Annotated in this window: 18 protein-coding genes and 5 pseudogenes; 10 read left to right on the top strand and 13 right to left on the bottom strand. The window is 59.7% G+C overall.

Features of this window, described 5'->3' with window-relative positions; translation table 11 throughout:
• Positions 1-15 precede the first annotated feature (15 nt).
• Positions 16-645: a hypothetical protein gene (locus tag J2Y63_RS23425; RefSeq protein ID WP_435268043.1), complete on the bottom strand. Its 630-nt coding sequence runs from the start codon at positions 643-645 to the stop codon at positions 16-18.
• Positions 646-1,054: 409 nt separating this feature from the next.
• Positions 1,055-1,879 carry a universal stress protein gene (locus J2Y63_RS23420; RefSeq protein ID WP_435268042.1) on the bottom strand — a complete coding sequence of 275 codons (825 nt, stop codon included), beginning with the start codon at positions 1,877-1,879 and terminating at the stop codon, positions 1,055-1,057.
• Between the two features lie 178 nt (positions 1,880-2,057).
• Here J2Y63_RS23420 and J2Y63_RS23415 point away from each other — a divergent pair, with 178 nt between their 5' ends.
• The 3 genes and pseudogenes from J2Y63_RS23415 (at position 2,058) to J2Y63_RS23405 (ending at position 3,995) form a co-directional block, all read left to right on the top strand.
• Complete coding sequence (locus tag J2Y63_RS23415) at positions 2,058-2,888, top strand: universal stress protein (protein WP_435268041.1); 831 nt, start codon at positions 2,058-2,060, stop codon at positions 2,886-2,888.
• Positions 2,889-3,021: 133 nt separating this feature from the next.
• Positions 3,022-3,447, top strand: a complete 426-nt coding sequence (locus tag J2Y63_RS23410; RefSeq protein ID WP_256120314.1) for a plastocyanin/azurin family copper-binding protein — start codon at positions 3,022-3,024, stop codon at positions 3,445-3,447.
• A gap of 47 nt (positions 3,448-3,494) precedes the next feature.
• Positions 3,495-3,995: pseudogene (locus J2Y63_RS23405) on the top strand (cytochrome b).
• Between the two features lie 44 nt (positions 3,996-4,039).
• Here the strand turns inward: J2Y63_RS23405 and J2Y63_RS23400 are convergent.
• A pseudogene (locus J2Y63_RS23400) lies at positions 4,040-5,283 on the bottom strand (MgtC/SapB family protein).
• A gap of 156 nt (positions 5,284-5,439) precedes the next feature.
• Between J2Y63_RS23400 and J2Y63_RS23395 the strand changes: the two are divergent.
• Positions 5,440-7,281, top strand: a complete 1,842-nt coding sequence (locus tag J2Y63_RS23395; protein WP_435268040.1) for a heavy metal translocating P-type ATPase — start codon at positions 5,440-5,442, stop codon at positions 7,279-7,281.
• A 28-nt stretch (positions 7,282-7,309) separates the two neighbouring features.
• On the opposite strand, the gene J2Y63_RS23390 is transcribed toward J2Y63_RS23395, so the two are convergent.
• From J2Y63_RS23390 to otsA, 4 genes and pseudogenes are all read right to left on the bottom strand, one after another.
• Positions 7,310-7,777 (bottom strand): pyridoxamine 5'-phosphate oxidase family protein, encoded by a 468-nt coding sequence (locus J2Y63_RS23390; protein WP_435268039.1) that lies wholly within the window; start codon positions 7,775-7,777, stop codon positions 7,310-7,312.
• A gap of 116 nt (positions 7,778-7,893) precedes the next feature.
• Positions 7,894-8,184, bottom strand: coding sequence for a cation transporting ATPase C-terminal domain-containing protein (locus J2Y63_RS23385; RefSeq protein ID WP_256120310.1), 291 nt, complete (start codon positions 8,182-8,184; stop codon positions 7,894-7,896).
• 102 nt (positions 8,185-8,286) lie between these two features.
• Positions 8,287-8,448 (bottom strand): annotated as a pseudogene (locus tag J2Y63_RS23380) (hypothetical protein); the annotation flags it as partial.
• A 36-nt stretch (positions 8,449-8,484) separates the two neighbouring features.
• Entirely contained in the window at positions 8,485-9,873 is a 1,389-nt protein-coding gene (gene otsA, locus J2Y63_RS23375; RefSeq protein WP_435268219.1) for an alpha,alpha-trehalose-phosphate synthase (UDP-forming), read from the bottom strand.
• 296 nt (positions 9,874-10,169) lie between these two features.
• On the opposite strand from otsA, the pseudogene J2Y63_RS23370 reads away from it, so the two are divergent.
• Both J2Y63_RS23370 and J2Y63_RS23365 read left to right on the top strand, forming a co-directional pair.
• Positions 10,170-11,298: pseudogene (locus J2Y63_RS23370) on the top strand (PAS domain-containing protein).
• Positions 11,295-11,765, top strand: a complete 471-nt coding sequence (locus tag J2Y63_RS23365) for a response regulator (RefSeq protein ID WP_435268038.1) — start codon at positions 11,295-11,297, stop codon at positions 11,763-11,765. Before J2Y63_RS23370 ends, J2Y63_RS23365 begins: the two are co-directional and overlap by 4 nt.
• A gap of 19 nt (positions 11,766-11,784) precedes the next feature.
• Here the strand turns inward: J2Y63_RS23365 and J2Y63_RS23360 are convergent, their stop codons facing one another.
• Both J2Y63_RS23360 and J2Y63_RS23355 read right to left on the bottom strand, forming a co-directional pair.
• The gene (locus J2Y63_RS23360; protein WP_435268037.1) at positions 11,785-12,462 is read right to left on the bottom strand and encodes an SDR family NAD(P)-dependent oxidoreductase; all 678 of its coding nucleotides are present in this window, start codon (positions 12,460-12,462) and stop codon (positions 11,785-11,787) included.
• Positions 12,463-12,471: 9 nt separating this feature from the next.
• Complete coding sequence (locus J2Y63_RS23355; RefSeq protein WP_435268036.1) at positions 12,472-14,493, bottom strand: PAS domain-containing protein; 2,022 nt, start codon at positions 14,491-14,493, stop codon at positions 12,472-12,474.
• Positions 14,494-14,773: 280 nt separating this feature from the next.
• On the opposite strand from J2Y63_RS23355, the gene J2Y63_RS23350 reads away from it, so the two are divergent.
• Together J2Y63_RS23350 and J2Y63_RS23345 are read left to right on the top strand one after the other, a co-directional pair.
• Positions 14,774-16,213 carry an ATPase domain-containing protein gene (locus J2Y63_RS23350; protein WP_435268035.1) on the top strand — a complete coding sequence of 480 codons (1,440 nt, stop codon included), beginning with the start codon at positions 14,774-14,776 and terminating at the stop codon, positions 16,211-16,213.
• Positions 16,214-16,243: 30 nt separating this feature from the next.
• Positions 16,244-16,612: a response regulator gene (locus tag J2Y63_RS23345; RefSeq protein WP_435268034.1), complete on the top strand. Its 369-nt coding sequence runs from the start codon at positions 16,244-16,246 to the stop codon at positions 16,610-16,612.
• Between the two features lie 19 nt (positions 16,613-16,631).
• Here J2Y63_RS23345 and J2Y63_RS23340 read toward each other — a convergent pair whose 3' ends face one another.
• Entirely contained in the window at positions 16,632-16,793 is a 162-nt protein-coding gene (locus J2Y63_RS23340) for a hypothetical protein (protein ID WP_435268033.1), read from the bottom strand.
• A 42-nt stretch (positions 16,794-16,835) separates the two neighbouring features.
• Here J2Y63_RS23340 and J2Y63_RS23335 point away from each other — a divergent pair.
• Together J2Y63_RS23335 and arsK are read left to right on the top strand one after the other, a co-directional pair.
• Positions 16,836-17,188: pseudogene (locus J2Y63_RS23335) on the top strand (ArsR/SmtB family transcription factor).
• Positions 17,175-18,398 carry an arsenite efflux MFS transporter ArsK gene (gene arsK, locus J2Y63_RS23330; protein WP_435268218.1) on the top strand — a complete coding sequence of 408 codons (1,224 nt, stop codon included), beginning with the start codon at positions 17,175-17,177 and terminating at the stop codon, positions 18,396-18,398. Before J2Y63_RS23335 ends, arsK begins: the two are co-directional and overlap by 14 nt.
• On the opposite strand, the gene arsH is transcribed toward arsK, so the two are convergent.
• The 3 genes from arsH to J2Y63_RS23315 form a co-directional block, all read right to left on the bottom strand.
• The gene (gene arsH / locus J2Y63_RS23325; RefSeq protein ID WP_435268217.1) at positions 18,390-19,118 is read right to left on the bottom strand and encodes an arsenical resistance protein ArsH; all 729 of its coding nucleotides are present in this window, start codon (positions 19,116-19,118) and stop codon (positions 18,390-18,392) included. The two genes, arsK and arsH, sit on opposite strands and share 9 nt — an antisense overlap.
• Complete coding sequence (gene arsC / locus J2Y63_RS23320) at positions 19,093-19,515, bottom strand: arsenate reductase (glutaredoxin) (protein WP_421578304.1); 423 nt, start codon at positions 19,513-19,515, stop codon at positions 19,093-19,095. Before arsC ends, arsH begins: the two co-directional genes overlap by 26 nt.
• 2 nt (positions 19,516-19,517) lie before the next feature.
• Positions 19,518-20,027, bottom strand: a 510-nt coding sequence (locus J2Y63_RS23315) for an arsenic resistance protein (protein WP_435268032.1), incomplete at its 5' end; no start/stop codon positions are given.

Below are 20,027 nucleotides of genomic sequence, written 5' to 3'. Positions count from 1 at the left end.
CCATCGCTTACGGTATCAGCCATGCCCGTACCAGGTATATGTTCCATCGTCCTGGAAGGGCGTGCGAGCATGTCTGCGCTGGAACCGGGTCTCCGCGATCGACGACGCCTTGTCCAGGAGATCGCGCAGCCGACGGGTGTCTTCGTCGACCTGGCTAAGAACCTCCTCGAGCAGGTTCGCTGCCGTTGTGTGGGTTGGATCAACATTCGCCGCACAGGCCGGCGACACGGAGATGCGCATTCCGACGCGATCCTGAAACTGGGCGAGCGTATGACCGGCAGACGATAGCGCCCTTCGCACGTCGCCGCGGGGCTCCGTGGCGATCACCAGCCTGAAAGCGCTGATGAGCGAAGATTTACTTGCTGGCAGGCAACGCGCGTCGAGAATGTCGTTTTTCGGCCGCTCCAGCCGCAGGAAGGTCAGAAAGGTTTCGACGAGGTCGTGCGCCTTGGCGAGGATTTCGGTGTCCGACCATTCGGTCTCGAGATCGGATGGGTTTCCATATGCTCTGGCCACGCACTGTTCTCCGGCTTCGAACAGGTAATGTCGCTCGACAGCAAAAGGTTTCGAGCAGCATGTCGATGAACATCCGGTCCGCTGCTTTCGTCTCGCACCGGTTTTGCCGGCCCGAATTTCTGATCCCATCTGCTGATTGTTATATAGGAGACGACAATGCAGCGCTCCAGCGGCAACTCCTCGACCCGGCGGAGGTTCGGAGGGAACCAAAAGTACAACCGGACTGCATGGGCAATAATCTATCAGGGAAAACGGTGGCGCTTGTAGCTTATGGCTGAAGCTTTTTATAGCACCATTTCTACGCCCCACGAACTGACAGCAGGTCTATGCGACAACATCCTTGCCGGGCAGGTGTGATAGGACGTTTTCGATAAACGGCCATAGTCGTCGGATCTCTTTTGAACACGATCAGAAGAATTCCCGCTTCGCTGGTTCTGTTGTGATAGACAAGCCGGCGCGCCGGCCTCGGATGTAGCCAGGCCATCTTCTTAATGCGGCCGAAAGCGTTGGAGGTGGAGGCTGGCTCAGCCCATCCCCTCTAGCTCGACATGAAGCGATTCCGGCCGCCTTCATCGAGGAGAAATCGGGTGACCCCGCCAAATACCAACTCTCGCAGGCGACTATGTCCGTATGCGCCCGACACAATGAGATCCGCACCACTCTGGTCGACAGATTGTAGCAGGCCGATTGTCTCATCCGCGCTCTTGGAAATATGGGATCTGGCTTTGACATTGTGGCGGGTAAGGTAGGACACGACGTCTGCGTTGCTCCTACGCAGCGAAGCGTCGGGTTTGGAGCTGACCGAGACGACGATCACGTCCTTGGCGAATGAAATGAGAGGAACGGCGTCGACCACGGCGCGCCTCGCCTCGCGTGTGTCCTTCCAGCAAACCACGATTTTTTCTACCGGTATCGCATTTTTGCCGCTTCCGGCAATAAGCACGGGGCGGCCTGCGCGCAGCATGACAGTGGCCGGATCAGCGGTTCTGTAGGAATCCCCGGAATGCGCACCTTCCGCTGCGGCCATTATAATCAGGTCGGCGGCACGGGCAGCTTCAACGATTGCCTCGGTGGGCGCGATCATCTCCGCACGCCATTCGAGTTCGACTCTACCGGCCACCACGGCACGAAACTCCTGGTAGACCTGCTCCATACGGTCTTCGAGGTCCTTGTACATTTGCTGCATAGCGCTGGTCGCTGCATAGCTGGTCGCTTGCATGGAGAACGGAGAAAGGAATGCCTGGGCAGCACACAGACCAATCAGCCGTGCACCCACCTGCGATGCCAGGTCGACTGCAGCATTTGTTATCGGCTTGATTGGCCGATCGGTGTCCAGGTTCACGAGAATGGTACGATAGTTCACGGCTCTCACCTCCGCGGACGGTTGGAATATCGTGAGACTAGCGTGGGGCGCGCCATGCGCCTTGACACCGGTCAAGCGGGCCAGTTTAGGATTCTGTTTTGACGCAGATCATCGCGGCGTGCATTTGCCCAGAGCAATCTCCCCTTCATCGCATCCATTCTGGTGAAGGAGCTCAGAAATGTCGTTCAGGACCATACTTTCGCTCATCGGCACGACAAGTGCCGATGCAGATATCGACAAGGCCGTCGCGCTGGCAGCAGAAAGCGACGCGCACCTTTCCGTCTTGGCGCTGAGAACGGCGATAACGCCTTTCGGGGCCGACTACCCGGCCGCAGCCGCCTGGCTGAATGAGCGCCAACGGGGAATCGACGAGGTGGTGGATGTTCGACGCATCGCCGACGAGCGCTGCAGGAAAGGTGGCGTATCGTTCGATGTCGACCATATCTACGACGATCGCTTCATTATCGAGAGCAACATTGGCACGCGGGCAATGTATGCAGACGTGGTCGTCGCCGGTGAAGGTGTCCGCTCAGACACCGAGCTTCGCAAGGCTGCAATTGCGGCGACAGCGTTCAATGCCGGTACGCCTCTGATCTTGGTGCCGAAAACAGGTCGTGCCACCTTGAAGCCGAAAAACGTGCTTCTGGCCTGGAATTCCCGCCCGCAAGCGGCCAGCGCCGCAAAGGCGGCTATCGAGATGCTGAAAGGCGCCGATACGGTCCGTCTCGTCGTCGTCGATCCGGATTCGTCTTACTTCGAGAATGGTGGAGAGCCGGGCGCCGACATGGCGGCGTTCCTGTCGCGCCATGGCGCAAAGGTCGTGGTCGAGCAGATCGCGAGCGGCCAGCGGCCGACGGAAGATGTCATCCGTCAGCATGCGCTCGAACTCGGCTGCGACATGATCGTTATGGGAGCCTATGGCCATTCACGTCTGCGCGAACGTGTCTTTGGGGGTGTTACCGCTTCGATCCTCGATAAATGCGACGTGCCGGTCTTCATGGTGCGGTAAGAGAGGGAGCGCCCAATGCACATTTTGCAATGGGACGCTCATCCCGGTTCACTAGCGTCTCCCGTTATCGTTCAGGCGCCTGTCAGCATGACGACGTAATCCCCGATGGAGTTCCAGCCAAAAGGAAGCTGACATGAATATCCGTCGCAATATCCTCACCGCGCTCGCCGTCGTCGCAATCACCTCGCCTGCATGGGCCGCGAACACCGTCAAGGTCATAGAAGGTGGCGAAGGCGGCGGTCCGATGACGCTCACGCTCGACCGCTTAACGATAAAGGCCGGGGAAACGACGTTCGTGGTGCACAACGAAGCGGTGACCGAGGAGCACGAAATGGTCTTGGTCAAGCTGAAGTCGGCCGATCAAAAGATCGATGTGATTGACTCCAAACACCGGGTGGATGAGAAGCAGTTGAAAAGTCTCGGCGAAGTATCGGACCTGAAGCCCGGCGCGGACGGGCAGCTGAAGGCGAAACTCGCCCCGGGTTCCTATCTCCTGCTCTGCAACATCAAGGGCCACTACGAGGCGGGAATGCACGCCATGCTGACGGTGACGAAGTAACCGCATCCTCCTGGATGCCATCACACGAAAGAAGGCGAACCACGTCCATGGCTAACACCGCATTGCTCTCGTTTTCCCTTCCGCAGCGCGTCTTGCACTGGCTCACAGCGGGGCTCGTTTTCTTCAACTTTCTATTCCCGGACGGCATGAATGCGTGGAACCGGAGCATGAAACAAACCGGCGCGGCGAGCGCCGAGCAGGTGGCACGCGCCAACATCCATGCCTATGCTGGCATTGCGATCCTCGTTCTTGTGGCGGCTCGCCTTTTGCTCCGGCAGGTCCAGGGCGTGCCGGCTGCGCCATCTGAGGAACCACAGATGTTCAAGTTGGTTGCAAAGGTTTCCGAATGGATCCTTTACATCCTTCTTATTGCCATGCCGGTTACCGGCGCCGCTGCGCACTATTTCGGGTACGAGGACGCGGGCGACCTTCATGCCGACATCCTCAAGGCCGTCCTGTGAGTTGTTGTCGGCCTTCATGTTCTCGGCGCGCTGGCGCATCAGTTCTATTGGAAAACGAATGTGCTTCGGCGCATGACGATTGGCTGATCGTCCTTTTCTACGCCCGGCGGCCACGCCGTCGAGCGCGCTTGTCACATACCGGCGATAATGGTGTGAACGGCAAACGCTACCGCGCCGGCGGTGATCGTGAGGGCAGCGAACGGTCCGCTGAAGGTCGATGGTCCGAGGACGGTTGCGATGCCTGCACGGCATAGGGCATTCGTTGCCATGGCGATAAGGATTGCCTCTCCAATCACGTCGACCGGCATGGCGTTCCGGCCCACTTGCAACGCGGCCAGCACGGCGACATCGACATCGACCGTGCCTGTCAATGCGCTTGTGGCCAAAAGACCGGAGCTACCGAAGCGCGAGACGAGAAAATGGTGGCTGCCGCGAAAATCGTCGCGAAGATCAGAAGCGGACCGATCTCGAAGGGATTGCTGGCCGGTACGTCCGCGAACAGCTTGTCCTGCCGCCAGTAGAAGATAGCGAGCCCAGACCCGGCGAAGACGATCGCTGCCGTGGCAGCAGTCGGGCCGACGGCAATGATCGCTGCCGGATCAATCAGCAGGATCAGGCCCATCACGCGAAGGATGGACACTGCTGCGCCGAGCGCCGCAGCGCCGGCAAGCGGAAGCGGATCGGAAGATCGTTTTGCGGCTCGCGCGAGAACCATGGTGACGGCGGTGGACGAGACAAGGGAGCCGGCAATCGCGCTCAGCACGAAGCCCTTGCTCGCCCCGAGGACCCTGACGGCAATATAGCCGAGGAACGAAAGGCTTGCGGTCAGAACGGTGAAGAACCACACCTTCCAAGGATTAAGCCCTCCCCACGGGTCGATGGTCTCGTTCGGCAGGATCGGCAGGACCACCGCCGTCATGACAGCAAGCATCAACGCAGAGCGCAGTTCCATCCAGGTCAGGCGCTTCAGGAAGCCATGCAGCACGTTCCGACTTGCAAGCGTGGCTGCAAGGGCTGCGCCGCCCGCTGCCGCTGCTTGCGCATCGCCGGTGACCGCCAGGCCGCCAAGCTCCAGAACGCTGAGACCCGCCATGACGGTGGTGACACTATAATCGGAATCCGAACGCGCCTCGCGCAGCTTGAACACGCCCAGAGTCACGGCGAAGCTCAGGAAACCGATTGCAAACACCATGGGAGAGTTGAGGGTTTGAGCAAGGGCCGCCAGTACGCCGCCAAGAAGTCCCGTTATCCCGAACGTGCGCATGCCGGCGGTTCTGCTGCCCTCGGGCGCCTCCCGCTCCTGCCAGCCACGTTCGAGCCCGACCAGAAGACCGATCGATAGCGCGAGACCCAATCTGGCTATGAGTGTATCCATTTGCAGACCCAACACGAATGAACCAGCCGGCCAAGTCGCGGTGGTCGCCTGTTGTATTGTAGAGAAATCGCCGCTCTTTGAATTGATCTTGCGCAAGGCGAGTGCGCCTGTCGTTGGGCTTACTCTCTTCGCATTCTGCCGATAGAAGCAGGGAACGTGCCACAAGCGGACAAAGGCCTCTGGCAACGGCATTCGAGCGTGATCCTGGTCGCCATCGCCGCCGGTGGGTTGGTGATCGGCTTGGTCTTGTCGTGGCAGGCCGCTCGCTACGCTCATTTTGTCTGGAGCGCGGCGACGCTCGCCGTCCTTACAAGTCTGCTCCTCCAGGTTTTCAGTGCATTGCGCCGAGGCGATGTCGGGCTCGATATCGTTGCGGCGCTTTCCATGTCTGCGGCGATCGCGTTCGGCGAGTCGCTTGCCGGAAACGTCGTCGGCTTGATGTACGCGAGCGGCCAGTTGCTGGAATCTTTCGCAGAAGGGCGCGCGCGTCGGGAGATGACGGCCCTGATGGGACGCGTCTCGCATGTTGCAATGCGCCACGGCGCTTCCGGGCTCGAAGAAGTCGCGATTTCCCAGATACAGTCAGGCGACCGGCTGCTGATCCGACAGGGCGAGGTGCTGCCGGTGGACGGGATCGTTTCCGGTGATGGTGCCGCACTGGACATGGCGGCCTTGACGGGAGAGCCACTGCCGCAGCCCGCTCCACCTGGAACCGAGGCGCTCAGCGGCTCGACCTGCGTGGGCGCGGCCTTCGATCTTGTCGCCAACCGGACGGCTGCCGAAAGCACTTATGCCGGGATCGTCCGGTTGGTCGAGGCCGCGCAGGCGAGAAAGGCGCCCATGGTCCGCATGGCAGACCGTTTCGCGATGGGCTTCCTTGTCCTGACCCTCATCATTGCGAGCGCCGCGTGGTCCTTTTCACAGGATCCGATCCGCGCGCTCGCTGTCCTTGTCGTCGCGACGCCCTGTCCCCTGATCCTTGCCGTCCCCGTCGCCATCATTTCCGGCATGTCCAAGGCGGCGGGCATCGGCGTTCTCGTGAAGAATGGTGGCATGCTCGAAATGCTGGCGCGCGTGCAGACGGCGGTTCTCGACAAAACCGGCACGCTCACCCATGGCCAGGCAGCGGTGGTCGATATTAGGACGACACCGCCTTTTACGGCGGAGGCCGTGCTGCAGGCTGCCGCAGGCCTCGATCAGGCTTCCGGCCATGTCGTCGCCTCTGCGCTGGTCCGCGTGGCAGCCGAAAGAGGCTTGCCTCTTTCGAGGCCAGAGGGTGTGCGGGAAGTGCCAGGCACTGGCATCGAAGGCTATGTCGACGGAAGGCGGATTGTTGTCGGCGGCAGCGGTTTCGTGCAGCGCACGTCCGGCTGCGACGATCCGCATGAATTGATCGCACCCGAAATGCGCGCCTCAATGACGGTAGCAGTCGCCATCGATGGAGCGCTTGCGGGTATGATCGTTCTGAAGGATCAGGTCCGCATGGATGCGCTGTCGGTTCTGAACGATCTCCGCGCTGCGGGCGTCCGAAAGCTGGTGCTGGCTTCCGGCGATCGTACGGAGATCGCCGAGTCCGTGGGCAAGGCGCTTGGCATGGATAGCGTCTTCGGCGATCTAACGCCGGAAGCCAAGGTCGATGCTGTCAGGAAGGAGACCGGCAATGGCCTGGTTATGATGGTCGGCGATGGCGTCAACGATGCGCCTGCGCTCGCGGCGGCCGATATCGGTGTCGCCATGGGCGCGCGCGGTACGGCCTCATCGTCGGAGGCTGCCGGTGTCGTGCTCCTTGTCGACGAGCTTGCGCCGCTCGCCAAAGCAATTGCCATTGCGCGCCGAAGCCGCCGGATCGCGTTGCAGAGCGTATCGGTGGGACTGACGCTGTCGGTCGGAGCGATGGTCGCGGCGGCATTTGGATATCTTCAGCCTGTCGAAGGTGCGATCCTCCAGGAGGCAATCGACGTGGCCGTGATCCTCAATGCGCTCAGGGCTCTTCGATGATGTGAGGCCAAAAACCGCGCTGGAGTTCTCAGTGCGACAGTTCGGTTGTTTCGCTCATCGCCTCCCGCCCGCTCATCGCGAGGATTTGAAGTTCGAAGAAGACGTGGGGCGAGGTGGTCACGACGGGTTGCGGCTGAGGCTTGAGTGCGCCTGGCTCCCACCAGTCGAAATCCTTTGCGAGGAGAGCCCAGGCTTTCAGGCGCTCATCGTGCAGTTCTTCAGTATCGGGAAGCTCATGGAACAGGGCGTCAACGATGACGCTCTTCCATTTATGCCGCGTTTCCAAAGCGTCGACGAGCAGACATGCGCGAGGATTGGCGTGCAGGATGTCAAGCTTCTTGCCGGGCATCGAGAATGCAAAAAGCCGGCTTGCCGAATAGGCATAGGAAATCGGGACGACGTAAGGACAGTCGTTTTCGGCGCAAGCCAATCGTGCCAGCCGCTGAGCCGCAATCGTCGCTGCGCATTCGTTATGGGTCATTTCGCGGATCATCATCGGGAGTTCCTCCTTCGATCCGTGCGCGGATTGATGCCACGTTCTTCCACTTTGATTCCCGGCACATTGACGCAAGGCAAAGGAGTTCACGCATCGCCCAATCGGGCGGAAATGCTCTAGGCTTCCGCCAACCCGCTCCTCCCGTCACCATACCCGCTTCCAGACCATACCTTTCGGACTACTGCCCTCTCGCATTCCAGCACCGCCATCGTGATCACGCCGATGGCGAGGATGAGCAGTCCGTCGGGCAAGGCGATGGGAGCCGTGCCGAAAAGCGCGTGCATGAACGGCGCGAAGGTGAAGAGGAGCTGTGCGGCCACGACGACTGCGATGGCGGCGGGCACGGCAGGGGTGCCCTTGGCGCCGGCAAGGCTCGCATCTCCCCCGCGTGAGATGCGGAAGCACACGACACTGAGCTGCGATCTCCGAAGGGGATCCGAGTAGAGCCCTCTGGAGTTAGAAACGGAGATCTCGAGATTACCATGAGCATTGGAAGGGGCAGGTATATCCTAAACTGATCGGCGGAACCCAACTGGCATTTTGTCCACGAGTTCCCTCAATGCGTGCCCGACCTGCGTCGCCCCGTTAAACCCGCACGCAGATGCTATGGCAGGAATTGGAAGCTGCGACCCGGCAAGCATTTCCTGAGCTTTTTCAATTCGGCGGCGGGTGACATAGTTATAGGCGTGTTCTCAGGCGGTGTTCTTTTATTCTACTTGTTCATATCTCGAAAGATCGCCAAGGAAGGTGTCGCACCAGGTGAAGACATCGTTCGCACGTAGTGCGTTCATCATGCTTTTCCATCGGTCACGGCGTTCCTCCAAGGGCATGGTCAGGCTGCGCGCGATAGCATCCGCAGTTCCTTCCACATCGTAGGGATTGACGAGCACCGCGTCTTTCAATTCGTGTGCCGCCCCCGCGAACCGCGATAGCAGAAGCACGCCCGGGTCCGCTTCGTTCTGCGCTGCGACGAACTCCTTCGCGACAAGATTCATACCGTCGCGAAGCGGCGTGACGAGGGCGAGCTTGGCCATGCGGTAGAGGCCGGCCAGGGCCGGACGCCGGAGGGAGCGGTTGATATAGCGGATCGGTACCCAATCCACAGTTCCGAGCGCGCCGTTGACGCGGCCGGCCTGCTCGGCCACCGCCCGCTGCATCGCCTCATATTCGGGGACTTCAGAGCGGGATTTTGGTGTGATCTGCAGCAGCGCCACCTTGCGCTGGCTATCGGGATTTCGCTTGAGAAAGGTTTCGAAGGCATCGATGCGCTGTGTGATGCCCTTGGAATAATCGAGCCGATCGACACCGATGATCAAACCCTTGCCGTCGAGGCTGTCTAGCATGCGTTTGTGAAGGGTGGTCCCCGCCGCGCGCTGCGCCAGCGTCACGAACTCATTCGTCTCGATACCGATCGGGTAGGGCCGTGCAGTGAATGTCCGGCTGCCCAGCGCGAAATGCGCCTTGTCAAGCCGGTTGCCGAGCCCTTGCCGTGCAAGACAAGCCGCGAAGTTCTCGCGGTCGTGTTCGGTCTGGAAACCGAGCACGTCGTAGGCGGTCAGGCTGGAGAGGATTTCCTCGTGCACGGGCATGGCAAGAAAGACGTCCGGCGCCGGCCAGGGAATGTGCAGAAAGAAGCCGATCCGGTTTTTCACGCCCTGTCGGCGAAGCTCTGCCGCAAGCGGGATCAGGTGGTAATCGTGTATCCAGATAAGGTCGTTCTCTCCGATCAGCGGTAGGAGACGGCTGGCGAAGAAACGGTTTACGCGGAAGTAGCCGGCCATTTCACGCCGGCCATATTCGGCAAGGTCAAGACGGTAGTGGCAGATCGGCCAGAGAACACGGTTCGCAAAACCCTGGTAGTATTCCTCGACATCGCGCTCGGTGAGGTCCGTTAGCGCGTAGTCGATATTGCCGTCCCGCAGCATCTGCAACGGCCCGATACGGTCCTCCGCGCAGGACTGTCCCGACCAGCCGAGCCACAATCCGCCACGCGCTTCGAGTGCGGATTGAAGCGCAACCGCAAGGCCGCCGGCAGGCGCTGTCCCCGTCTTGTCCGGAATGGGAACGCGGTTGGAAACGACGATAAGACGACTCATGATGTTACGGCACCAGATTTTCGGATGGGCTAACCTTCGCGGGGCAGAGGGCCGAGGAAGGAATGTCTCGCAAAAGCGAGATGCCATCGCACTTTTATTGCAGTGCGTTGGAAACCTCTTGGCGGCAAAAAGGTTCCGAAATAGCCACAGGCCTGCATGCCGGCTGCCATCGCTCGTCGTACCCGATCCAGCGAACAGCAGCCTGGAGTAGATGCCACTCGCCGATCCAATGCCCGCGACAGGAACCATTTCATGTGTGGTGGCTTTTATCGCGCGATAACACTGACGGGGCCTTTATGCAGGAAAAGGATCAGCAACGAACCGACGCCCGGGATGCGGGCAATCGTCTTGTCGCCGGACATGTCAGCGAGGATCCTTTCGCGGCCGCCTTCAAGGCAACCCGCATGCCAATGATTGTGACGGACCCCAATCAACACGACAATCCGATCATCTTCTGCAACGAGGCGTTCAGAAGGCTGACGGGGTACGGCGACGATGAGATCATTGGCCGCAATTGCCGCTTTTTGCAGGGGCCGGAGACGGACAGGGCTACGATTGGGAAGATCCGTACTGCGATTGCCGTCGGTCAGGACGTCGCCGTCGACATTCTCAACTATCGAAAGGACGGCAGCACATTTTGGAACGCCGTCTTCATCAGCCCCGTGCGGGACGAGGCGGGTGCGATTGCCTATTTCTTTGCGTCGCAGCTCGATTTCACCAATGTCAAAAGCCGTGAAGCCGATCTGGCAGCCGCACGGCATGAGGCGGAAGCCCAGGTTGCCCAACACACGGCCAACCTTCGTGCAGCGCTCGAGGCACGTACGCTGCTCGTCCATGAAGTTGACCACCGGGTGAAGAACAACCTGCTTACGATGGCTTCGATCGTGAAAATGCAGGCCAGAATCACGACGGACGCTGGTCGAAGGCAGACGCTGAGGTCCGTACTCAACCGCATAGAGGCTCTCAGCACGGTCCAGCGAAAATTGTTCACGCTCGACGACGTCTCAAAATTCGACATGTCCGAATTCGTGCGCGAGCTCGTGACGGACCTCGTGGACGCGACCGGACGGAAAGATATCCGGCTCTCGCTAAAGCTTTCGCCGCTGCTGGTGCCGGCCGTGAAGGCCACGCCGCTTTCCATGATCGTGAACGAATTGGTTGGCGATGCCGTGCGCCGCGGCTTGAACGACGGCGGCGGCGACATCCATGTCGTCGTCCGGCGGCTAAAACGGACATTTCCTGATCAGGATAGAAGACACGTCGGAGCCTGTGGAGCCGGACATCGAGAGCGCTGAGCTCGGCCGATTGCTGCTGGAGGCGTCGGCGCATCAGCTCGGCGCGCAGATTGAGCGAAAGCGTGAAGGCAACAAAACGATCGTCGACGTTGTTCTACTTGTTGGCGATGATCAGGAGAATGCGCATTGAAAGTCATGATTGTTGAAGACGAAGTGCTGCTCGCCATGGAGCTCGAGAGCGAAGTGGAGATTGCAGGACACGAGGTGACGGGCATCGCCATGAGCAGCAGCCAGGCACGCGAGAAGATCGGTGCGTCCAGACCGGACTTCGCATTCGTGGACATCCATCTGAAGGACGGTCCGACCGGGATCGAAGTCGGACGAGAATTGGCCGCGGCGGGCATTCCCTACGTCTTTGTCAGCGGGAACATCAAGAAGATCCCCGAGGATTTCGCCGGTGCTGTCGGCGCAATCGAGAAGCCTTACACGATGAATGGGATGAAGAACGCGCTCGCCTATGTGTCCGCGATCGTAGCGGGTGACGATCCTGGTTTACTGCCTGTAAGCCTCGTACTGGCGAATGCAAGCGCTGGGGCGGAGCCGGGCTCGTGTAAGGCTGATCCTCACTACAAATGGGGGCTTGGTGGTCGAAGCTAACGGGCGCGGTGGCAACGTGCTACCAAGCAATAGATTGGCCACCATAGGAAAAGAAGCCGCCGGATTGATGCTGTTGAAGTCTTTCAATGGTCGCTAATAGCCTGGCCGCTGCATCTTCCGGCGATGTAGCCTGATGGCCGCTTATGAACGGATGCGACAATTGCGTCGCGACTGTTCCCGGATGAAGTGCGACCACGATGGCTGCGGGATGCGTGCGGGCGATCTCCAGCGAGGCTGTCTTGACGATCTGGTTCTGGGCCGCCTTTGCTGCCCGATACGAGATCCAGCCGCCCAGGCGATTATGACCGATCGAGCCGACGCGGGCCGACAGGGATGCGAATACGCTGCGCGCATTTCGCGGCAAAAGCCCATGGAAATGTTTGAGCAGCAGTGCAGGACCTATGGCATTCACCAGAAACTGGTTCATCAAGGCGTCGACCCTGATCGCCTTGACGGACTTCTCGGGCACGCTGCCGTCGATGACGAGCGCGCCCGCCGCATTTATGATCAGGTCGAAAGCGTCGTGCACCTGTTTCATTTGGCGGGCGCAGACTGACACTGAGTTCTCGTTGCTGATGTCGAGGCCATCGGCGCTTCGCGACAGCGTCGCCACCGTGTCAAATCGAGTGTCAGCCCTCAGGCACTCCGTCAGCGCTTTGCCAATTCCCCCGGACGAACCGATGACGAGTGCCTTCATGCGTGCGGCCTAGTTCTGATCGTGATGACGGGGAAGATAGATTTTGACGGTCGTTCCAGAGCCCAGTCTCGAGAAAATCTTCACGTGCCCGTTCGACTGTCTGACAAAGCCGAATATCTGGCTGAGGCCGAGACCTGACCCTTCGCCTACATCTTTCGTGGTGAAGAACGGATCGAACGCTCTCGCGACCGTGTCTTCGTCCATTCCGATGCCGGTGTCGGTGACGGTCAGCACTACATATTGACCGGCTGTGATAGCGTTTTCCGTTGCGTATTCTTTCGAGATGTTCGCATTTGCCGTCTCGATAGTGAGCTTCCCGCCGTCAGGCATCGCGTCTCTTCCATTGACGGCGAGGTTCAAGAGCGCATTTTCGAGCTGGCTGGCATCGGCTCGTATCGTCCAAAGCCCCGTCTGCATGCGGATCTCGACGTCGATCGCCTGCCCCAGAGCGTGCTCCAGCAAATCTTTCATGCCCTGCACCAGTCGATTGGCATCGAGTACAACGGGTTCAAGGGACTGCCTGCGGGAAAAGGCGAGGAGGCGGTGGGTAAGCGATGCGGCGCGATTGGCGCCGTCCTTGGCGGCCTCGATGTAGCGCGTCAGGTCCGTCTCGCCGCGTGCTGCTCGCCTTTCCAGCATGGTGATCGCACCGAGGATCACCGCCAGCATATTGTTGAAGTCGTGCGCAATACCACCCGTCAGATGTCCGATCGCCTCCATTTTCTGGGCATGGCGCAATTGCGCTTCGGTTTCCATCAGCTTGGCTGTGCGATCCGCAATCTCTCGCTCAAGATCCCCACGCGACTTCGCCAGAACTTCACGAGCATCGACGATCTCCTGAATGTCGGTGCACGAGCCGAACCATCGGGTGATGGTTCCGTTGTCGTCATGAACCGCTTGGGCGCGCCCGAGAACCCAGCGGTATTGACCGCTATGATGTCTCAGCCGGTATTCGATGTGGTAAGGCTTTCCTGTCGCAAGACAGTGACGCCAGGTTGCCCAAGCGCGTTCCTGATCATCTGGATGAAACATATCATTCCAGGCTTCGCCGTCAGTGGAGCCGTAAGGCACGCCCGTGAATTCGTACCATCTTGAGTTGTAGAAATCATGAAAGCCGTTGGGTTTGGTCGACCAAATCATTTGATCGATGGAGTTCGTTATGGCGCGAAAGCGTTCCTCGCTTTCGCGTAGCGCGGTCTCGGCATTCTTTCGTTGCGTTATATCGAAGCTGATGCCCGGAAAGCGAAGCGGCGTGCCATTCGGGGTCAGGACAGGTCGGCCTTCCGCGATCACCCAGCGCACGGAACCATCCGCGTGACGAAGCCGGTACTCTTGCGAAAAGAGCGTGCCGGTGCTTATCGCAATCTCTATGGCGCGTCGCAGCTGGGGCAAGTCTTCTGGATGAACGCCTAGAAAGAACTCCAAGATCGAGACGCCCTCAGCCGCGCGCGCCTGATCCACACCGTAAAGTTTTGCAAAACGCGCGTCTGCAAATACCCTGTCATTCGGAACGTCCCAGTCCCATGTTCCGACGGTATCGGTCGCTCCTAGCGCGTATTCCAGCCTTTGTTCGCTCGCGCGCAGCGCCCGTTCGGCTGACAAGCGAGCGGTCGTCTCGTTCCCCTGATTGAATATGCCGACTACGGCTCCATCTGCGTCGTGGATAGGCGTGAAACTATAGTCCCAATGCGTCTGTTGGATACGGCCGCCCCTGCTCATAGGCAGCATCTGATCTTTTACAGAAAAGCCTATGCCTGTTTCGAGCACGGCATGAAGTTGAGGTTGAATGACATCCCAGATGTCAGACCATACCTCCTGTGCCCGACGCCCCAGCGCCCACGGATGCTTTTCGCCCGCAATGGGAGCCCACGCATCATTGTAGAGCAGGCGCAAGTCCTTTCCCCAATAGATCGCGGTGGGCATCGTCGTGCCAAGGCAGAGGTTGATTGTCATCTTGAGTTCGTCCGGCCAGCTTTGAAGCGGGCCGAAATCCGTCGCCTCCCAGTTGTTGCCGGCGATCCGCTCATTCATTTCCCCACTTGTCGTTCTAATAAAATGCATGGTGCAGGATCTCTGGCTCGTCAAAGGACGGTATATGCTCCCTTCGCGCGATTTTGGAAGCGGTTGATAGGCAATGATCAATCTTTGTCAATTTAACCTGCGTCGCAAGAGGGCAAGGCCCGATCCACCCGGTGAAAGCCCAAAGCTTGTTTCGCCCGTTGCCTTTGCATGCAGGGGACACAGAGCCGTCTTTTGCTTTGCAAATCCACACCGCTTTTATAAGGTGCACCCGATTAGATGAGGGTCACACGTGAGCACGCTTCTTCCAAGACTTCGATCGGGCATCGCCGGGCTAGACGATATTTTGGGAGGGGGCTTCATCGAAGGCGCTTCCTATATCATCCAGGGTCAGCCTGGTGCGGGAAAAACGATTTTTGCAAACCAGGTTGCGTTCTCCAACATTTTGAAAGATCGCAAGGTCCTTTATGTAACGCTGCTGGCCGAGACTCATGACCGGCTGTTCCAATCACTAAGCACATTCGATTTCTTTGATCGCGCAAGGCTCGGGCGTGACATCACTTATATGAGCGTGTTTCAGACGCTGAGAGACGATGGACTGAGCGCCGTCGTGAAGCTTCTGCGGAAGGAAACGCAGCGTCATAATGCGTCGCTTCTCATATTCGATGGATTGTTGAACGCCCGGGATACCTCCCATTCAGATCTCGACGTCAAAACCTTCGTAGCGGAGGTGCAAAGCCAAGCCGCATTTGTCGGATGTACCGTGCTTTTTCTGACGAGTGCCCGGGTTAAGGAAGAAAGCCCGGAACATACGATGGTTGATGGCGTCATCGAACTGCATGACGAACTGGCCGGCGTGCGCTCGGTCCGGCGGTTGCAGGTCAAGAAGTCGCGTGGCAGCGCAGCGCTTGGAGGCTTTCACCAGTTTGAGATTGCTGCAACCGGCATCTCGGTCTGGCCGAGGCTGGAATCGATGGGGAGCGGAGTAGAGGATCGGGTCTTTCATAACACGAGGATACCATCAGGTATCCAAGGGCTCGACCGCCTGCTTGGCGGCGGTATTCCAAGTGGATCTGTGACGCTGTTGTTTGGCCCATCGGGAAGTGGGAAAACGTCGTTCGGCATAAACTTCTTGAAGCAGGCGAGCGAAGATGAGCCTGCTCTGCACTTTGGTTTCTACGAGACACCGGCCAGACTGTTTGCGAAAGCCCGGGCGTTTGACATCGACCTCGAGGAAAAGCACACATCGGGCCATCTCGATTTCGCCTGGCACCCGCTGACGGAAAATATCCTCGACAAACTGGCCCATGATCTCTTGCAGCGCGTGACCCGGAACAAGGTAAAACGTCTGTTTATAGATGGGCTGGGCGGTTTCGAAAGAGCCGCGATTTATCGGGCGCGGCTGGTGGAATTCTTTGCCGCTTTGACAAATCAACTTCGCGCATTGGGCACGACAACCGTTGCAACCTGGGAGTTGCGGGACATTTTCGGTCCGACAGTCGCAGCTCCGGGACCCGAGATTTCCAGCGTTGTCGATAATCTTATCATGCTGCGCCACGTGGAGCTGGAGTCTCGACTGAAGCGCGTAATGTCCGTTCTCAAGGTCAGAGACGGCGAATTTGAGCCGATAATCCACGAAATTGCGATTGGGAACCAGGGGGTCAAGGTTGCGTTACCGCTCCAACCGGTGGCAGGCGCGGCGACAGGTATCGCCCAACCTTTGGAGCAATGACCCTGTGAGACACTCAAGCCGAGACGAAACATGGCGGTGATCGTAGTCGCCGAGGATGAATTCCTCCTGGCCGACATGCTGGTGTCGTTTTTGGAAGACGCTGGGCACGAAGCTTTGGCGGCGCCAAACGGCTTGGCGGCGCTTGAGGTTATTCGTTCGAAAAGCGTAGATCTCATCGTAACGGATTACATGATGCCTGCAATGACCGGGCTTGAGCTGGCTCAGGCCATCCGCGACAGCTGTGAAATGAAGGCACTGCCGATCGTATTGGTCAGCGGAGCGCAGGCATCGATCGGCCGCGCACATCCCGGTCTTTTCGACGCCGTTTTAGACAAGCCTTACCAACTCGGTGCCATGCTTAACATCATTGAAGAGCTTCTCTCTGACGGGCGATCGTAACCGCCAGCCCTCGGCTCCGTTAGGCGCATGCGGTGTTGGCGTGAAAGACAACAATGCCTGCATATTTGCAGTTCGTGCCTTCGTAAAGAAACACCAGCGGCGCCTCCGGCGCGGCGGTGACGCTATCAAGAAGCTCACCGAGCGTGATGTTGGAAGAAACGGTCTTGTCGCTTCCGTTCATGAGCGATACTCCTATTTTCAATACTTCAATGAGTACTGAAATATGGACGAGCGCCAAGCCCTCAAATCACTTCGGCCCTATCGCAGGAGACCCGCCTCGCCATCGTGCGCACCCTGGTGGTCGCCGGGCCGGGCGGGCTGGCTGCCGAGTGCATGGGCGTTTCGCCCTCGAATGTCTCCTTCCACTTGAAGGAGTTGGAGCGGTCAGGCCTCATCGCACAGCGGCGCGAATCCCGTTCCATCGTCTATAGCGCCCGTTACGATGCCTTGGCCGATCTCGTAAAATTCCTCATGGAGGACTGTTGCGCCGGGCATCCCATCGTCCGCGAGGGCATCCAGCGGACAGGTGATTGCTATGAGCCGGGTGCCCGGAGCGAGGGCGATGCTGTTGCGTAACGCGAATGTTCCGGTCGGTATCGTCGCCGCGCTCGGCCTCACCCAGATCATTGGTTACGGCACCCTCTATTACAGCTTCAGCATCCTGGCGCCCGGCATGGCGGCGGATCTTGGCATTACCGTCGCGCAGGTCTTTGCCGTCTTCTCCGCCTCGCTCTTCGTTGGCGGTCTATCAGCGCCCTGCATCGGCCGGCAGATGGATCGCATGGGCGCCGCAACGGTAATGGCGATCGGCTCGGCGTTGTCCGCGCTGACCTTGATCTTGTGCGCCTGGTCGCCGTCGGTGGCAGTCTTCGCGTTGGCCATTGTCCTGTTGGAGATATCGTCCGGCATGGTCCAGTATCAGGCCGCGTTCGCGGCATTGGTAGAAGCCGATCCTCGGTCCGCATCGCGGAGCATCACCTACCTCACGCTGATCGCCGGCTTCGCCTCCACGATCTTCTGGCCGATCGCCACTGCGCTGCTCGGCTATCTAACCTGGCGCGAGATCTACCTCGTCTATGCCGGGCTCAATCTTGTTGTCTGCACGCCCTTCCACGCCTGGATCATGCGGAAGGGAAAGATTGTTGCCGCAAGCGGCCAAAGGCCGGTGCGCGAGCCCGTCGTCGGAGCCATTCCTCGTGAGCAGCGGCGCGGCGCGGTGGTCATGGTGTCGGCTGCATTCGCGTTGCTGAGCTTCACCCTTGGAGCGATGCTGGCGCATATGGTGCCGATGCTCGGGTCGCTCGGCTTCGGAAGCGCCGCCGTCGTCATCGGCTCGCTGTTCGGCCCGGCACAGGTTCTCAGCCGCCTGATCAACATGATCTTCGGCACGCGGCTCGCACCGCCGAGCCTTGCAGTTCTCTCCGCGGCCTTCATGGTGGTGAGCGTCGTAATCTTGGCGCTGTCCGGCAACTGGCTTCCCAGTGCCGTTGCCTTCTCGATCTGCCTTGGCCTCGGATCGGGCATCAACAGCATCGCCCAGGGCAGCTTGCCCCTCTACCTGTTCGGCTCCGACGGATACGGCGCGCTGACCGGTAAGATGGCCGCCTCACGACTGGCTGCAGGCGCTGCTGCCCCTTTCGCCTTCGCGGCGACGATGGAACAGTTCGGCATAGGCGCATCGCTCGTCTTGAGCGCCGCGCTCGGCTCGATCGGTATTGTGGCGTTTGTCGCGGTGGCGATGGCGACGAAGCGGAGCCTCGTCGCCGCGCCGAGCTCGTCAAATTGACCGCAACGAGACACGCTTCTCAAGCTCGGCCGCCTGTTCTTTCCGCTCGCTGTAGCGGTCGGTGAGATAGGCGGAAGCATCGCGCGTAAGAATGGTGAACTTCACCAGCTCCTCACAGACATCCACCACCCGGTCGTAATAGGACGAGGGCTTCATCCGGCCATCGGCGTCGAACTCCTGATAGGCTTTGGCGACCGAGGATTGGTTCGGGATGGTGATCATCCGCATCCAGCGGCCGAGAATGCGCATCTGGTTCACGGCATTGAAGGACTGGCTACCGCCTGAGACCTCCATGACGGCGAGCGTTTTGCCCTGCGTCGGCCGGACCGATCCGACCGAGAGTGGAATCCAGTCGATCTGGGACTTCATTATGCCGGTCATCGCGCCGTGGCGTTCCGGGCTCACCCAGACCTGCCCTTCCGACCATTGCGAAAGATCGCGCAATTCTTGCACCTTCGGGTGGCTCACCGGCGCTTCGTCAGGCAGCGGCAGACCCATTGGATCAAACATGCGAACCTCACATCCGAGCCGTTCGAGCAGCCGGCGGGCCTCGAATGCGAGCAGGCGGCTATAAGACACCTCGCGCAACGAACCGTAGAGGATCAAGATGCGCGGCTTATGCGTCGAGAATGCCGGACGCAGGGCGTCGAGATCGGTCGAGTGCAGGTGATCGCCCTGCAATGCGGGAAATGTGTCAGGCAATGCGCTTTCCTTCCTGATCGAGAACCTGTTCACCGTCCTCCTTGAAGAACGGCCCCATGAAGGTGTCGGGCAGGATGTCGAGCACCGCTTCGGACGGGCGGGCGAGCCGGGTGCCGAGCGGTGTCACGACGAAGGGACGGTTGATAAGGATCGGCGTTGCGATCATCGCGTCGAGCAACTGCTCGTCAGTCAGGTCTGGGTTGTCCAGACCGAGTTCGGCATAAGGCGTGCCTTTCTCGCGAATGGCTTCCCGAACGTTCAAGCCAGCGTCCGCGATCATCGTCGCAAGCTGCTCGCGCGTCGGCGGGTGCTGCAAATACTCGATGACAACAGGTTCGATCCCGGCAGCGCGGATCAGCGCCAGCGTGTTGCGGGACGTCCCGCAGGCGGGGTTGTGATAGATGGTCGCGTCCATGGTCAGTGCCTTTCGGTGGCGGTGGTTCTGGAGACGGCGGGGGCGGCCTCGTACCAGTCCTTCGAGCGGTTCACGATCCAGACGACCGACAGCATGACCGGAACCTCAATGAGAACGCCGACGACGGTGGCGAGCGCCGCGCCGGACTGGAAGCCGAACAGGCTGATGGCGGCCGCGACCGCGAGCTCGAAGAAATTGCTGGCCCCGATCAGAGCCGATGGTCCGGCCACGCAATGCCGCTCGCCGGTCATCCGGTTGAGCAGATAAGCAAGCCCGGAGTTCAAATAGACTTGGATCAGGATCGGCACGGCGAGCAAGCCGATGACGGCGGGCTGGGCGATGATCTGCTCGCCCTGAAAGGCGAAGAGCAGAACCAGCGTCGCAAGCAGCGCCACCAGCGAGACCGGCTGCAACCTCGCCAGCACGCCATCCAGTGCCCGCGTCGTTCCGCTAACCGTGAGGCGGCGGCGGATGACCTGTGCGATGATGACGGGCACGACGATATAGAGGGC

The sequence above is a fragment of the Shinella sp. BE166 genome (assembly GCF_051201095.1).
Classification (GTDB): Bacteria; Pseudomonadota; Alphaproteobacteria; order Rhizobiales; family Rhizobiaceae; genus Shinella; species Shinella lacus.
The sequence above is the reverse complement of the archived record's forward strand: the minus strand, read 5'-3'. Positions and strand labels throughout refer to the sequence as shown.

Bases quoted from the DNA above. Each gene is read 5' to 3' on its own strand.
- J2Y63_RS23425 (WP_435268043.1), bottom strand. From the start codon at position 645: ATGGGATCAGAAATTCGGGCCGGCAAAACCGGTGCGAGACGAAAGCAG.
- J2Y63_RS23415 (WP_435268041.1), top strand. From the start codon at position 2,058: ATGTCGTTCAGGACCATACTTTCGCTCATCGGCACGACAAGTGCCGAT.
- J2Y63_RS23410 (WP_256120314.1), top strand. From the start codon at position 3,022: ATGAATATCCGTCGCAATATCCTCACCGCGCTCGCCGTCGTCGCAATC.
- J2Y63_RS23390 (WP_435268039.1), bottom strand. From the start codon at position 7,777: ATGATGATCCGCGAAATGACCCATAACGAATGCGCAGCGACGATTGCG.
- otsA (WP_435268219.1), bottom strand. From the start codon at position 9,873: ATGAGTCGTCTTATCGTCGTTTCCAACCGCGTTCCCATTCCGGACAAG.
- J2Y63_RS23360 (WP_435268037.1), bottom strand. From the start codon at position 12,462: ATGAAGGCACTCGTCATCGGTTCGTCCGGGGGAATTGGCAAAGCGCTG.
- J2Y63_RS23355 (WP_435268036.1), bottom strand. From the start codon at position 14,493: ATGAATGAGCGGATCGCCGGCAACAACTGGGAGGCGACGGATTTCGGC.
- J2Y63_RS23345 (WP_435268034.1), top strand. From the start codon at position 16,244: ATGGCGGTGATCGTAGTCGCCGAGGATGAATTCCTCCTGGCCGACATG.
- J2Y63_RS23340 (WP_435268033.1), bottom strand. From the start codon at position 16,793: ATGAACGGAAGCGACAAGACCGTTTCTTCCAACATCACGCTCGGTGAG.
- arsK (WP_435268218.1), top strand. From the start codon at position 17,175: ATGCTGTTGCGTAACGCGAATGTTCCGGTCGGTATCGTCGCCGCGCTC.
- arsC (WP_421578304.1), bottom strand. From the start codon at position 19,515: ATGGACGCGACCATCTATCACAACCCCGCCTGCGGGACGTCCCGCAAC.